The sequence below is a fragment of the Paenibacillus sp. J22R56 genome (assembly GCF_056269375.1).
The window spans coordinates 319,263-334,756 of the sequence record NZ_JBWDNV010000005.1; the positions used below are offsets into that span (position 1 = coordinate 319,263).

A 15,494-nucleotide genomic window follows, 5' to 3' on the forward strand; every position below is an offset into this window, starting at 1 on the left:
TGGACCTGCTTATACTTCACCGTTATATGGCGAGATGAATCTTGTTTGCATAAAATGGAACATTTTATTACCAATATTTTATAGTAATATCCATTCCAAATAAAGTGATCAATTTACTATCTTATCGGTATTATTGGTCCTAATAATTGTTTATATGAACCCTTTTACTAATACCTGAATATATTCAAGTTTCTATTATATTAATTTTTGGTAAAGTTTATCACAAAAACTCACCTTTGAAATGTAACAAAAAAAACCTGCACACTGAGTGGATCAGTGTGCAGGTTTTAGTCATTAACCAAGTTTATCTGCAAATAAACAAACGACTGCAGCAGCTATCACAAGATTTAAAATGGCCGGAAACACTTTTCCGAACGAGTGCTTGACTCTAAGATGCGTGAGGATCGCAATTAGCATCATAATACCGATAAATATGGCGGTCCATGCAGCAATCTCCGCATCCCAGTACCCAATAATAAGTCCTGCGCATGCTGCAATTTGAAGGATACCTGTGATGACGCGGAACCATTGTGGCAGTTTGATCGAATCAAACAGTTCAACTTGATGACCCGCTCCTGCAAGCTTGCTTCCGCCAAAGAATGCCATGGAGAAAAGCAGCCAGCTTTGAAGAATAATGGCTAGTATATGCATTTTAAACCTCTCCCTTTTCACCTGTTTTATAAGACACCATTTGGTGTCCTTTTCTGTCTTTATAATATAACACCATTTAGTGTCCTGTAAAGTACATTTTATAGATTACGCAAAAATAAATAGCCGCTCTCGCGTCTCATCAACGCAAAGGCGGCCTTTCTTTTTTCATCTTAACGGATCATTAGCGGTCATTTGTTAGCGATTCTGCTTTGGTTACCCACCTTTTTCGAATCATCACCCATATAAATACAAACGGTATGTAGGCGTAAATAAAGTATAGACCAACGTTGGAATAGATTTCGGACACCCGTTCAACGGTTCTGTGGTCTATAATGAAATGATTTAAAGCCGTAATTGCGATGAGAGAAACAATCAAACTTATTCGAGGCCTTAGGCGAAAAGCGATCTTCATTCCACGGCATGCAGCCCATACATAGATGGAAATGCCAACTATAATCTTAATAAACCACATTGAAATGAACATATATTCAAGTCTTTGAAGCAACGGCACTTCAAAGATCCCAATCATATTTAAAGTCGGCCATATGGAATGACGCAGCTGTTCTTCAGTGAAAAACATAAAGGCCAGAACCAATATCATCAAATACAATAACGTAATCATGACGAGGGTGAAATGCGCCCATTTTTGTGACTTTTTCGGTGTTTTAATAAACGGATAAAATAAAAGGAGTATCTCGAATCCCAAATACTCAAATGCCATATCCTTTGAAGAGAGAAGAAGCTCCGGTATTGAATGATTCAATAGTGGCAGCAGGTTTAACGGACGCAAAAATGGAATGGTAAGTGTAACCTGCGGAACAATAGAAACGAGTGAAATAATCGTCGCCCAAACCGTCATTCCTGTTACGGAACGGACTCCGCCAGAGACAGCATAGTAAACAAGCAACAGAATTACGATACTGATGGGCAGAAAGTTCATGCTGGGGAATAACCAGACTTGAACCAATTCAATATATCCTTTAAATTTCACAAATGCCCCGAAAACAAAATACAGCACGATGGCAGCATTGAAGAAGTTGCCCAAAATACGGCCAAACAGCTTATTATTGATGGTAGCTATATCATGAGAATCCTCAACCGATGATAGTATTTTATAAATCATCCATAAGAGAAAATGAATGCTAATCCCCGTTAATATAACAGAGATCCATGCATTGTAACCGGCATGCTCAATTAAACTTCTTTGGTAATTAAGCACACCAATCCCTACCATGCTGACATAAAGAGGAAAGATGATTAAATAGGGGGATATCTTGTATTTTCCGCTGATTTCATCGTTCAATCTATGTCACCTTCCCGGAGAGCATTGTTTGCCGCCTCTAGCCGCCTGCGCCCGTACGGATTATACGAGCTTTTACGCTTACTGTCGTTGATAATGCTTTATATTGCTCCTGGAACTCTTGCGGGTTCCACTCCTTCGATCTGCTTCTTATCAGGTCACCCAGACCCAGAGGATCTACGTCGTTTCTTTTGCACAACGAGATAAGTTTTCGGATCTCATTTTGGCAATAGACCTCTATGCTTTTCTCAAGTAATGCCAATTGATCCTCTGAAGTAAGATCAATCCATTGAGGGACATCCTTTACTTGAGCGTTAAGCTTCACACGAATGTCAATGGTGGCCGGAAGGCCGGTATGAATCACTTTATATGTTGATTTAGAATTGATAATGTTCATCAGGAAATAATCATCACGTGTTTGATTTGGTCCTTTTACCGGAACCATAATACTCCCGTTTAATGAATTTTCCAGCAGCAGCTTCATCAAGAAAGAATCCTTTATACCAATTTTGGTTTTGAATTTATCGTCTTTAAACAAGGCTACCCCATCGAGCTTGATTTCGTTTCGTTCGATAGTGAAATGAGGAAGAAAGAAATCCCGTCCGCTGCCATAAAAATTAAAAAACGTTAAGTGAAGATTCATCCTGGGCAAATTTCCATACTTCATATTTTGTTCGATCAAATTGGACAAAAAATAGGAATCACGCCTGTTCTCAGTCACGCTCAGCAACTCCATGGCATCTCTATCCGCAACGCCAAGATTAACTCTAGGAGATATTTTGGGGTCGCGGATCAAACTTTCGATTGCTGTTTTGATACCTTTGCGTGCAAAGCTGTCTCCGAATAGTACCATTCGAAGCTGCCCATATTTAACCGGGAAGTCAAGCTTCATGTTAAGCTTTGGCACGCTGTCATATACGGATTTGGACTCCGTCACGTAAAATTCCATCTTCGCTTTTCCTTGTTCCTCGTAATTGGCTATAACCGCACTGCTTGTTACCCCGTTATCAACGGCATCGTAACCTATGGTCTGGACAAATTTAATCTCATTGACAACATTTTTATCGCCACACGCAGTGAGTAACGCGCTAAGAACAATAATCAGGAAAGACTTATTTCTCAACTCCATCATTCCCGCCTTCGTAAGTCATTCTCTATCCAGATCGTTCTTTTTTTTAACCCTTCCGGGCTTGTATTTGACTGTAGAATCCGTTCTTAAGTAGCTCGGCCTCTTGTTAATATATTCATAAGACGGGCGTATAAAGCTGTCCTTCAAATCCCGGATCCTTAAAGGGTAAATGGGTACGATATACGGTACACCTAATGAGGTCAGACGGGTAAGGTGGACAAGCAAAAAACCAATCCCGATAAACAATCCCGGACCTCCCCATATCGATGACGCAAGAATCATGGGGAACCGCAAAAAACGGATCGCATTAGACATCTTATAAATCGGCGTAGCAAACGAGGCCAACGCCGAGAAGGCGACAATGATAACCAAAATATTACTTGTTAAACCTGCGAGAACCGTAGCTTGACCAATAACGATACCACCTACGATACCTAAGGTTTGACCGATCTTTGTTGGCAGCCTAGCGCCTGCCTCCCGGAGAAACTCAATTGTGATCTCCAAGAATAGCACTTCAATAAGTGGAGGAAAAGGGACGTTTCTTCTGGAGAATATAAGCGGCTCGAGCAAATCCCTCGGAATAACCTCATAATGAAAAGTAGTTACGGCTATATACATGGAGGTTGCAAATAACGAAAAAATAACACCAAAAATACGAATCATCCTGAAAAAAGAGCCCAAAATCCAAGGCAAATAGTAATCTTCAGGGGATAGAAAAAAATCAAATAAGGTAGAAGGGCCTGTAACGAAATAAGGCGATCCATCGCTAATAACCGCAACCTGCCCGTTAACTAACGCATATACGACCCGATCTCTGCGTTCCGTTGATAAAAATAACGGGAACGGTGTTAAGGAGTTGTCCGAGATGAACTGGTCCAGCTGGGAGGTATCGAAAATAACATCATAGTCGATCTGCCCCAGCCTTTGTTCTACCGTTTGTACGTTTTGCTTATTGGTTACTCCATCGATGTAAATGATGGCAACTCTTGTTTTAGAGGTCGTGCCAATAATGATTTCTTTGACTACCAGGGTCGGGATGTTGATCTGCGATCGTAACAAGCCAAGGTTCGTATCAAGATCCTCTACAAATCCCACCTTGGGGCCAACAACGCTGAACTCATTTTCGGTATCGTTGTTCTTTCGTAAACCCACTATACTTGCTATTGGTATTAACGCATATTTGCGATCGTCTTCATCAAGCGCGGCAATTGCGCAACCTTTCAACAGCTTGGTTTGAATGCTCTCAACTTGCTCCGTCATTTGTACATCCTCAATCGGAATCCAGGTTTTTATATCCTCTAGCCGCACGAATTCTGAATCCAATGCACGGTCTTGCAAGGGAAAAATGACATTGGACTGAAGCAACTTCTCATCAATCAAGGTTTTGAAATATGAAATGTTCAGCTGTTTGTCGCCAATTGAAAGCTGGATCGTTTTAAAATCGCTGGACTGCTTCAATTGCTGCAGGAATTGGGCAATATCCCTGGGGTCTGTTTTCTGATTGTTAGTCATGTCATTTCCTCGAATCGGCATTTTAGGTAAATGTATTTTTCACCATAGCTACCCCAATTATTCTCAGCAGCAAATTAGAGTGTGCCGTTTGAAAAACAAAAAAAACTCCTTGATGATCAAGGAGTTTCGCCTGCTCTATAGTTTATAATCCTCCGGATAAAATTCAGAAAGAAATTGATAGAACAACTGCTCCGTCGGAAGCAGTTTGCGCTGTGTTGGACAGATGATACCGATGCTTCGTGTCACAGCGGGATTCGCTATCGGAATTTTTACCGTTGATTGCGGGATGCTCTCCACCAGGGTGACTTCAGGCATAAGCGCTATCCCAAGTCCTGCTGACACTAATCCTTTTAACGCATCAATATCATCACCTTCAAAGGCAATATGAGGCGTAAAGCCGAGTTCACTGCAGGCATTCATTACAATTTTCCGGAAGATCGTCCCTTCAGGCAGTGTGACAAAGGATTCATCCTTTATCTCCGACAACTGTATACTTGGTCGATGAGCGAGTGGATGATGAATAGGCAGAAGCGTCACAATACGTTCTGTAAAAAGCAATTTCTGCTTAATATGCTTATCTTCACTCGGCAGCGGGGCGATCATAGCCAGATTAAATTCACCTTCAATGACACCGTCAACCAAATCAGCGTAGAGGGCTTGTCTCATCTGAAATTTAGCTTCTGGATACCGTTTTCGAAAAGCGTATATGGCCTTAGGCAAAACATGAGCCGCCAAGCTGATTGGAAATGCAATGCGAACGACTCCTTTTTCCGGATCCAGATATTCCTTCACTTCTCTTTCAGCCTCGCTCATCATGTTCATCATCTGCTCTACGCGCTGCAGGAAGATCTTCCCTATCGGAGTCAGCTTTACTCTCCGCCCGTTACGAATAAACAGATCTACCCCTAATTCACTTTCCAATTGGGCTAATTGTCTGCTTACTGAGGATTGTGCAACATGAAGAACATTCGCCGCTTCTGTGACATGTTCTCTTCTTGCAACTTCCATAAAGTATCTCATTTGTCTAAATTCCACTAAAATCCACGATCCTTTATGCGTAAAACGCATCAACTTTATCTTATCTGAATATTGTTGCGATTAAATATTTGATATTAATATTAAACTACTAAATCAAAAAAGAAAAATGTTATACATCCATATTAGGGAGTGTTGTCGTCATGAGTATCGTACAGGAAGTGGAACAAGCAAACACAGGAATTGCACACGACTATATCGACCAGCTATTTGAAACGGTTCAAAAGCGTAATCCGGGTGAAACTGAATTTCATCAAGCGGTAAAGGAAGTATTCCTTTCCTTAATTCCTGTGCTCTCCCAGAATCCGAAATATATCGAGCACGCCGTTCTTGATCGTTTGGTTGAGCCGGATCGGTTAATTTCGTTTAGAGTACCTTGGACTGACGACAATGGCAACGTTAAAGTGAACCGTGGTTTCCGTGTTCAATTTAACAATGCAATCGGCCCTTATAAAGGCGGCTTACGCTTCCACCCTTCCGTAAACGCGAGCATCATTAAATTCCTCGGATTCGAGCAAATCTTCAAAAACTCGTTAACGGGTCAAGCTATCGGCGGCGGTAAAGGCGGATCTGATTTTGATCCAAAAGGAAAGTCTGATCTTGAAATTATGCGCTTCTGCCAAAGCTTTATGACCGAGCTCAGCAAGCATATCGGTCCTGATACGGACGTTCCAGCTGGCGATATCGGCGTTGGTGCTAGAGAAATCGGCTTTATGTTTGGACAATATAAAAAGCTGGTTGGCGCCTACGAAGCAGGTGTTCTGACAGGTAAAGGACTCGGTTACGGCGGAAGCCTTGCTCGTAAAGAAGCTACTGGTTATGGCTGCGTGTACTTTGTCGATGAGATGCTCAAAAGCAAAGGACACAGCTTCAATGGAAGCACCGTTGTTGTATCTGGTTCCGGCAACGTATCGATCTATGCGATGGAAAAAGCGCTCCAATTAGGCGCAAAAGTCGTAGCTTGCAGTGATTCCAGTGGTTACATTTATCATGAAGCCGGCATTAACCTCGATACAGTTAAACGTTTGAAAGAGGTAGAGAACCGCAGAATTAAAGACTACGTACTTGAGCATACCGATGCTATTTACGTAGAAGGCTGCACTGGCATCTGGACAATTGCTTGTGACATTGCTCTGCCATGTGCAACACAAAACGAAATCGACAAAGAATCTGCTGAGATTCTTGTAAGCAATGGTGTCAAAGCCGTTGGTGAAGGTGCTAATATGCCTTCCACATTGGAAGCAATCGATGTGTTCCTCGACAACAAAGTCCTCTTCGCTCCAGCGAAAGCGGCAAACGCGGGCGGGGTTTCTGTTTCCGCTTTGGAAATGGCTCAAAACAGCCAAAGACTGTCTTGGACATTCGAAGAAGTTGATGCTAAGCTGCACCAGATTATGCATAGCATTTACATCGAAAGCGTAAAAGCTTCTGAAGTATACGGCGTTCCTGGCAACCTTGTTATCGGTGCTAACATCGCCGGATTTGTTAAAGTCGCTGATGCAATGATTGCTCAAGGCGTATAAGGATTCAGATATATAAATTGCAAAAACCTCTTCTCCGTAAATCGGGAGAAGAGGTTTTTTGTATGTAAATCCATACAATCAGACCATTGTTTGATGTTGAAGCCCATTTCCTTGCCATAACAACGATTTGTGGATGCTTGTACGGAGGATCTTCTGCCTGCGTGTTTCGTCTGAATCCGTGTAAAAATAAGCATCGCCGGCGATGCTGAGCAAAGCCTCCTTTGCTGCTTGGGATGCATGCTGCTCGTGCTGTATAAGGTAATGACAAATCTGATAACAATAGTTCTCATACCGCCGCAATATAGAGATCTTAACATGCCGATCCATAGAGAAACTTTCTCCCTTCTCCTCCTGCACAATCTATACAATAGGATAGGGGAAATTATTTAATTAAAAATGGGGGAAAACATTAAGTTTTTCTTAAATGGGAGAGTTTAGTTAAAAAAAAGCTCCCTTACAGCAACAGGGTTATTATACCTGCGTACCTTAGGGGAGCTATCGATTCATAATTTAGCCTGTGATAATTCGTGTTACAAACCAATATAGTCCGATTACTGCAACGAACGAAGAGGCTGCGTAATTAGCGTACTTATAAGCTTTGTAGCGGCCAACCCAAATGAGCAGCGGAAGCAATACAGCCAGAACGGCCAATTGGCCGATTTCAACGCCCAAGTTAAACGAAAACAGGGTTAATAGGAACCGGTCACTCATCGCTCCACGCAGCACCTCGGCGAAGCCAAAGCCATGGATCAAGCCAAAGCCCATGGCAATGATCCAGCGGCGCTTCACCTTTTTGAGCCAAATATTTTCGACCGCCACATAGGCGATACTTAGCGCAATGACTGGCTCAACGAATGCTGGGGGCAAATTCACGACCTCAAGGGCCGAGAGCGCGATCGTCAAGCTGTGTCCTATCGTAAACGCTGTAAGCACCTTCACGTAATCCCGTTTGCGCTGCTTCGCGATAACAAGCGCAGCAATGAAGAGCAGATGATCGATTCCGCTCAAAATATGCTCGACGCCAATCCGTATATACTCCCACATCGACATAAGCCAGTTCGGCACCTCGACCGTCGTTTTAGACGAATCCCCTGCCGATGCGCCGAGCATCTCAGTCACCGTCTTGTTGCCGCTGTTAAACACAATATCCTTGGAAGAGCCCGCTTCACGGATGGTCGCGAAGTTCTGATGTGCCGGATCGGTATCAAAGAAAAAGTTGTAGTTGATCATATACTCAGAAGCTCCGCTCGGGAGCTCATATGTAAGCTTCATGAACAAGCATAAGCCGTTGTTTCTATTTTTTGTTGCAATTTCTCCGATCTCTGGCTCTAGAGTTTCACCGCCTGCCTTTAATACAAGCGAATCCGCGATCAGAGGGCGTAAATCTTCTTCCGTCCACGACACTTCTCCTTCTGCTGGAGAAGATTTGTCTGGATCGATAATGAACACTCCGCTAGAGCGCATATCCATCCACTGAGACACTTCTGTAATATCCAAGTACAAATCGTATTCAAGCTGCCCGTCATTCACGTTGATGTCGGAATATCCATATGTGTTCATATGCGCGTACGCATGCGGAACAATGCCGAACAGGAACAGACAGACGGCCAAAATCGCAGTCGCCTTTTTCATGAGATTCACAAGCCTCCTTGGACAAGCGATAACGGCTGGTAAAACCCGAGCCAGCGCTAAGGAGACTGGATCCCCCTGCGCCGGCTCGGCGAAAGCTACCCGTTATTTCAATTGTTCCAATATTTCGTAGATCACTTTCGCACTTTCCAAACGAGTTGCATTCGCTTGCGGAGCGAATTGCCCGTTGTCGCGGCCAGTCATGATACCAAGTGCGTTCGCTTTATCGATCGCTTCTTGTGCCCAAGCGCTGATCTTGCCAGCATCCTTGTACGAAACGTTGCCAGTTTCTGCCACAGCAGTACCTTTCTTGTACTCGAGAGCACGAATGATCAGGACAGCCATTTCTTCGCGGCTGATTCGTTTGTCCGGCTCGAAGCTGTCAGCGGTGATGCCTGTTACGATTCCCGCCTGAACGGCAGCGCCTACGGCATCCGCATACCAACTTCCCGCTTTAACGTCCTTGAACTTCGAAGCCGTTGATGCAGAATCAGTAAGACCAAGCGCTCTTGCGAGCAAGGTTACGAATTCCGCGCGTGTCGTAGGCTGGTTGGCGCCAAACTTGTTATCGCTGATGCCATTTACGATACCCCGGAAAGAAAGCTCCTGTACGTAATCGTAAGCCCAATTGCTTGAAGACACGTCACTGTAAGGCTTGTTGTATTCCATAACGATATACTTGCCCGGTTGATCAACAGAAGCTGTAAAGCTGCCGTTCGCATACTCGCCGCCAATCCAGACGGTATTGCCGCTCTCGTCGATACGGTAAATGCCAGCGAGCTTGGCGTTGTTAATCGAATCTGTCTTTAATTCGATCTTGACCGGACTTGGCAGCGTGCCAATAGTAGTCAGACTGCCGGATTTGCTGCGTTCGCTGAACGAAAGCTGCAAGGCAGCACCTTTCGCATTCATGTTGGCCTTGCGTTCCGCTCCCGCAGACTCTTCTGCTTGATCAATCGACGTCTGCGCGATTTGGTCCAGCTTAACAACTAACTCACTTCCATCGCCCAGCTTGCCGCCAAGAGACTGCAGAACCGCACCAGGAATGATGACTACACCGTTGTGATCGGTTTCGATTGTCACATCGCGGCTGCCAATTTTGGCAAGTGTATCTCCGCTAAGTGCAATCGCGCTAGCTCCTGTTGCAGGCTTCAATGTAACATCTCCCGTTGCAGGGATCGCATTTGGAGAAATAACCGTTACATCCGTACTTGGGTCAGGATTAGACGGAGTTGTTGGATTTGTTGGCGTCGTCGGAGGTACGGACGTGCTGCCGGTCGTGAAGCTCCAAATATTTGATGTCGCGCTGTCCCCGTTCTTATCAGTAGCAATCGCATACCAATTATAGACCGTGTTGCCCGAGCGAGCCGGCCAGCTTGCGGTTGCTGTGCCGCCGCTTGCCACATTGGTCTGGCTGCCAATCTCCTTACTTCCGTAGACGTTCACTCCAATAAAATCAGTGGCAACCTGCTTACTCGGATCTTGAGTCTTATAAGGCAATAAGAAGTCGTCTTTGCCTTCCTCCTCGAAGAAGTTGCTGTCGTTCATATAAGCTGAGTAAGTCGAGACATGGATTTGATTAGCAGCCAGATTGAATTCCAGTAATCTCATGTAGCCTTGGCCGCCTTGCGGACCGGATTGGTAATCCGCCAGCATCTCGATAACGACTCGGTCACTGTTGTCAACATGCTTGACGTTATAGGCAACGCCATGCAAATGTCCGCAAAGCACCATACGAACATTGTCATTCTTCGCTACAATTTCGTTCCAGATCATCTCGCCTTGACCGGAATAAGCACCTGTCGGAGAAATGTACTCGTGGGTACCGATGATCACGTAGCGATCCGGATACTTCTTAAGCACCTCGTTTGCCCATTCCACCGTGTTGTCCTGAATGTTCCAGCCAAGGTACATGATCAGGAAATCTTGGCCCTTAACCGAGATTAAGTCATAGTGATCACGGTTGTTGTTCAGATCGTCGCCATAATACGGCTGGTCCTTAAAACGTTCGCGGCCAAAATACTTCCAATACTCCGTGTAATTGGATTCGTCATGATTGACGTCATGGTTGCCGGTTACGACGCCATATGGAACGCCGGCATCCTCCAGACGCTTCATGCTGTCACTGGCAACTTTCCACTCATCCGGACGGTTAAAGTCATCGACCAGATCGCCGGTATGAATGAGATACGAGATTTTCTTCTCATCCTTCATATCTGCCACGTATTTCATTTCTTTGTCGTAAATCTCCGGATAAGAATCGGAGTAATATTGCGTGTCACTCGCCCATGCGAAGCTGAAGTCGACTCCGTCTTCTGCAGCCGGTACGAGATCCTGTACAAGCACGTGAATTGTTTTATCTTTTACCATGTCCTGAGCGCTGACTTTCGCCTTCAGTTCGAAGTCTTCAGCTCCAACACCCGATGTGGCTCTTACCCATTTGCTCGTATTGTAGTTCCAAGTATATAACGTTACTTGACGATCTGGCAGCGAATGTCCATTCCAGACAACTTCGACGTTCGCAATATCAGCAGGCTCTTGATCAAGCTTGAAGTCATAGCGCTGATAAGGGAACAAACCGTCCGCGTCGGTGACAAAATAAGTTCCATCAACACTCTTGACCTGATTGATCGCTTCTGCGGAGACAGCCGTTTCGCCGGCTGGACTCAGCTCGAGTGGAGGTTCACGGTCTGTCGAATTAGAGAAGCCTTCGATATCTGTGCGATTGCTGTAGTTGTAACGGTATGCCTCGCGGAAGCTGACATCCATCGCATCTCCGTTTGGATCACTTACTTTTACGCTAAGCTGTGCATTTGTTCCAACATTCGTTGCGTTATCCGCTGGCGTTGGCTCAAAGGAATGATTTGGTATCTCGCTGCCGACGCTGAACGTTGCGGAGCGATCCAATTCATTGCCTGCCTTGTCCTTAACTGTAACGCGAAATACGTGCTCGCCAGCAGACAGCTCAGATGCTTTCACTTGAGTCGGCAGTGTTACGGCTGTACCATCCAAGGTTGCCGTTGCCGTGCCAACACCGGAGGTCGCATCGGTTGCTTTAACATTCAGTTCAATATTGCCGCTGTACATTTCGCCATCTTTAATCGAGAACTCGTCGAACACTGGGAGTGTGTTATCGACGATTGCGGATACGCTTGCTTTCGTTCCCGCTTCCGCGTCGGACACCTCGAATGTGTGCTCGCCATCAGATAGCGTTTTCGTATCAAGTGTTGACGCTTCGCTGTAGAACAGCGCTTCAGGCAGGTTAACGGTAAGCTCAAGATATTCGAAGTATCCGGAGCTGTCGCCGACCTTTTGTCTTTTTGCCGGATCGACCGCCGTAAATTGGTCTTTGTCGAGCACCTTGCCTCTAGCCGTTACAGTTGCTTGCTCGCCATTGCCGAGTAAAAGCTTGATGTTCTCAATTTTATAGTCATCGTTATTGCCTTCCTTGCCTAGTGGATCAAGCTTGTTACCTGCCGTCACGAGCAGCACGTTATTACCCGGCTTCAGCAGACTCTTTGGTACCGTTGCGACATGAGGAGCCAAGTAGGACACGTTAGGGAACGTAGAAACTAGTTGTCCATTTACGTAAAGGCCATCATTAAAGCTCTTCTCCATATTGTCAGCATTAAACGTCAGATAAGCATCATCATTTAATGCTTTCTCACTTGCGAGGGTCTGTCCATCCACTTTCAAACTTAACGTACGTCCTGCATCGAGGGCATTCCCTTGAATGCGGGTGCTGCCTTTCAAGAAGTTGTTCGAAGCAAAATCAAGCCACAGCTTGCTCTTCGTTTCAAACGTTATCTTGTATGGCTCGGCACCACCGTCCGTCGAACGAGATACATTCTGGCCGTCCGTCGCTTCGATGAAATATTCGATCGAACCTGCTCCGAGAATTTTATCCATCGCTATTGTGCCGCTGTATTCATTTGAATTTGTCGACGAGCGAAGCAGGTTAGCTTCCTGGTAAGTGGAATCGCCTGTTCTTTTGAATAAGAGCGTCGCCCGGTCCACTTTGACGTCGTCGGTAATGCTTGCTGTAACAGTCAAGCTGCCAAAAGGCTGGTTGCCTGATGGAGCTGCATAGGAGATTACCGGCTTTGCAGTATCCTCGGGAATCTCAGCGGTTATTTCAGGCACCTGTCCTTCGACAATTACGCCCGGTGTAGCCGTTTGACCAGCTGAGCGCTCGAACATCCGATTCAGGAACTGCGGGTTCGGATCTCCTTTCGGATATTCGTATACCACACTTTTCCCATCATCGTTCACTTCATCCTTGGCAACGTTATACCAAGCCTGTGAAATCGCGCCGCCCCAATGGCCGACCCAATCCGCCGCATCCGGAGCGATTAGGATACGTCCCTCGCTGGTATTGTCCATCCCGATCGAGTAAAGAGATGTCACTTGCGCACTGGTCAGGTTCACGGTTGAACTCGTAACCGAACTCCAATGTGTATTAAAATCTCCTAGTGACTTATCAAGACTCAAGTCGGATTTCACCCAAATGACCGCCGTTTGCTTAGAAGGCAGGATAAAGTCCTCCGTCAAATCCCACTTAATGGTTGCGCCATGGGAGAATTCGTAGAAGATCGTATAGTCTTTCAGATTAACGCTGCGATCCGTGTTGTTGTACATTTCGATGTACTCATACATGTCGCTGCCCTTATCATCTGGCACGAGCTCCGTGATGAGAAGCGAAGGTGCAGCATCCGTAACCGAGTGGAACACCTTGATTTCATAGGGATCGCCGGAGAAAGGACTCTTTCTCGTATGAATACCGTCAGTTGCCTCGATATAGTAATAGAGGTACTCGGCTTCCGCATCAAATGCTTCCTTAGGAATGACGGCGTTATAGCGGTCTTCTGCTCCCGCGGTCATATTGACGGAGGTATAATCCGTATCCTTATCACTCTTGAAGTAAAGCTTCGCGCCTTGAATAGCGCCAGCCGCACTCGTAATAACAGCGGAGATCGGAAGATCCTTCTCCAAAGTAGAGCCCGCAGCCAGTGCATGCTCGATATGAGGTGAAAGCTGATCAGCAACCAAAGAACCTGGAGTTGGGGCTACCTTGCTTCCTACCTTCTCCATAAGCTTAGTCGTTTGGCCATCCACCTTATAGATGACAGAAGTATTGTTCAAATCGTCGCAATTGGTCGCCGCATCAGCCGGGCAACCGTCATTGTACTTCGCAGATACGACCGTTTCGACCGCTTCACCGGTCTTCTTCACGATCGATATCGAGTGCTCATTCGCATTGATAAGATTTCCGGACGGATGATTAAAAGAGACAATGTCACTGTCTGTAAGCGACACATTGTAGGCTCCGTTAAACTTGTCCAGCGAGCCGTTCTGTTCGTCACTGTAATAAGCACGTACGACCATCGTCTGGTTTGGCTGAATGGTCTTACTGTCTTTGAATGTCCACTCGTACGCTAATGCTGAACCATTAAAATACTGAATTTGGTAGTCTTTCAGTGCGATTGGCTCACTGCTGTTGTTGTAAATTTCGAAGTATTCCCAAGCGTTCACATCCCCGCTTCCGATATTCGGGGTATTGAACACGATTTCGGAAATGAGCAGAACTGGGGGTTGCTCAGGCTGATCAGGTTCCTCAGGCTGTTCAGGCTGTGCAATTTGCAGCTCGTAGAAGCTGTCAGCCGCTGACGGACTTCTTGTCGTACCTGCCGAGTTCACAGCTTCGATATAGTAGTCGACCTTGCTTGTCCCTTGCATCGCGCTTTCCGGGATTATGCCGGTAAGTGTATTTACGGCGTCCTTAATGCTGATCGGAACGGACGTATACGCAGATTCTTCCGCTTTTTTATAATAGAGCTTAGCAGAAAGCAAAGTACCATCGCTGCTCACGTCAGCCGTTACGGAATAATCTTGCGGCTGGATCGGTGCCGTCTGCGGAACGTGGTTCAATACAGGAGGTGTCGTCGCTGGAACACCTGTATCCACAACCGGCTGACCTGTAACCAAGCTTCCCGGCGTTGGTGCTTGCTTTGATGCCAGCTTCGTCATCACGGTTGTGCCAGAAAGTGGATTATAAGCAAATACGATGCTTTTGCCATTGCTGTCGTCGATGTTGTTGGAGGAGTTGATGAGCGGTGCTCCAGTCGAATCAACGTCATTATATCTCGCAGATACAACCGTTTCGTTGTTCGATGACCGTTTTACCGTTATTGTCTGTGTACCCGTGTTCGGGAGGTTGCCTCCGCTGGACTGATCCATATAGGTGACTTGAGTCTCGGGCAGCTCGGTATGGTAAACCGAATTAAACGACGCAAGCGTGTCATGGTCTGCTGCTGTCGTTGGATCGGTGGCATTGCTTTGCCCTTTTACAACAATCGTCTGATGAGGCTCAAGCATACGGCCAGCTTCAATGGGGTACTCATAATGAGAGCCACCGTTATAGCTGTCGCGAGTAATAAAGTAATCATTGAGTGAAATCGCAGAGCCGCTGTTATTGTACAGCTCGACATATTCCCAAGCGTTATCGTCAGTACCACTACCGCCCGGAGGCGTATAGTTCGGAGAGTTTGCTACAATTTCCGTAATCAACAACTCCGGTTCGAGCTGTAATGCCTCTGCATTAACCGTTCCAGACGCGCCGATCGGCAAGCCCGTTACGATAAGTACTGCCGTCATCGTTCCCGCGATGAACCGCCTCCGCACTTGTTTGAACAACCTGTTCATTCCTCACACTCCG

General features: G+C 45.8%; 9 protein-coding genes. 1 reads left to right on the forward strand and 8 read right to left on the reverse strand.

Annotation, left to right across the window (positions count from 1 at the left end; all coding sequences use genetic code 11):
* Positions 1–294: 294 nt before the first annotated feature.
* The 5 genes from AC0YNT_RS14325 to gltC all read right to left on the reverse strand — a co-directional run bounded on the left by AC0YNT_RS14325 (position 295) and on the right by gltC (position 5,627).
* On the reverse strand, positions 295–651 hold the full coding sequence (locus tag AC0YNT_RS14325; protein WP_475805206.1) for a DoxX family protein: 357 nt from the start codon (positions 649–651) through the stop codon (positions 295–297).
* Between the two features lie 181 nt (positions 652–832).
* Positions 833–1,954 carry a GerAB/ArcD/ProY family transporter gene (locus AC0YNT_RS14330; protein ID WP_475805207.1) on the reverse strand — a complete coding sequence of 374 codons (1,122 nt, stop codon included), beginning with the start codon at positions 1,952–1,954 and terminating at the stop codon, positions 833–835.
* Between the two features lie 37 nt (positions 1,955–1,991).
* On the reverse strand, positions 1,992–3,074 hold the full coding sequence (locus tag AC0YNT_RS14335) for a Ger(x)C family spore germination protein (RefSeq protein ID WP_475805208.1): 1,083 nt from the start codon (positions 3,072–3,074) through the stop codon (positions 1,992–1,994).
* A gap of 24 nt (positions 3,075–3,098) precedes the next feature.
* A complete protein-coding gene (locus tag AC0YNT_RS14340; RefSeq protein WP_475805209.1) occupies positions 3,099–4,592 on the reverse strand; it encodes a spore germination protein in 1,494 nt (497 codons plus the stop codon).
* A 135-nt stretch (positions 4,593–4,727) separates the two neighbouring features.
* Positions 4,728–5,627, reverse strand: coding sequence for a glutamate biosynthesis transcriptional regulator GltC (gene gltC / locus AC0YNT_RS14345; protein WP_475805210.1), 900 nt, complete (start codon positions 5,625–5,627; stop codon positions 4,728–4,730).
* A gap of 143 nt (positions 5,628–5,770) precedes the next feature.
* On the opposite strand from gltC, the gene gdhA reads away from it, so the two are divergent.
* Positions 5,771–7,150 carry an NADP-specific glutamate dehydrogenase gene (gdhA, locus tag AC0YNT_RS14350; RefSeq protein ID WP_475805211.1) on the forward strand — a complete coding sequence of 460 codons (1,380 nt, stop codon included), beginning with the start codon at positions 5,771–5,773 and terminating at the stop codon, positions 7,148–7,150.
* Positions 7,151–7,228: 78 nt separating this feature from the next.
* Here the strand turns inward: gdhA and AC0YNT_RS14355 are convergent, their stop codons facing one another.
* The 3 genes from AC0YNT_RS14355 to AC0YNT_RS14365 all read right to left on the reverse strand — a co-directional run bounded on the left by AC0YNT_RS14355 (position 7,229) and on the right by AC0YNT_RS14365 (position 15,481).
* Positions 7,229–7,477: a hypothetical protein gene (locus AC0YNT_RS14355; protein ID WP_475805212.1), complete on the reverse strand. Its 249-nt coding sequence runs from the start codon at positions 7,475–7,477 to the stop codon at positions 7,229–7,231.
* A 183-nt stretch (positions 7,478–7,660) separates the two neighbouring features.
* Positions 7,661–8,782 carry a HupE/UreJ family protein gene (locus AC0YNT_RS14360; RefSeq protein WP_475805213.1) on the reverse strand — a complete coding sequence of 374 codons (1,122 nt, stop codon included), beginning with the start codon at positions 8,780–8,782 and terminating at the stop codon, positions 7,661–7,663.
* A 102-nt stretch (positions 8,783–8,884) separates the two neighbouring features.
* The gene (locus AC0YNT_RS14365) at positions 8,885–15,481 is read right to left on the reverse strand and encodes an S-layer homology domain-containing protein (RefSeq protein ID WP_475805214.1); all 6,597 of its coding nucleotides are present in this window, start codon (positions 15,479–15,481) and stop codon (positions 8,885–8,887) included.
* Positions 15,482–15,494 lie beyond the last annotated feature (13 nt).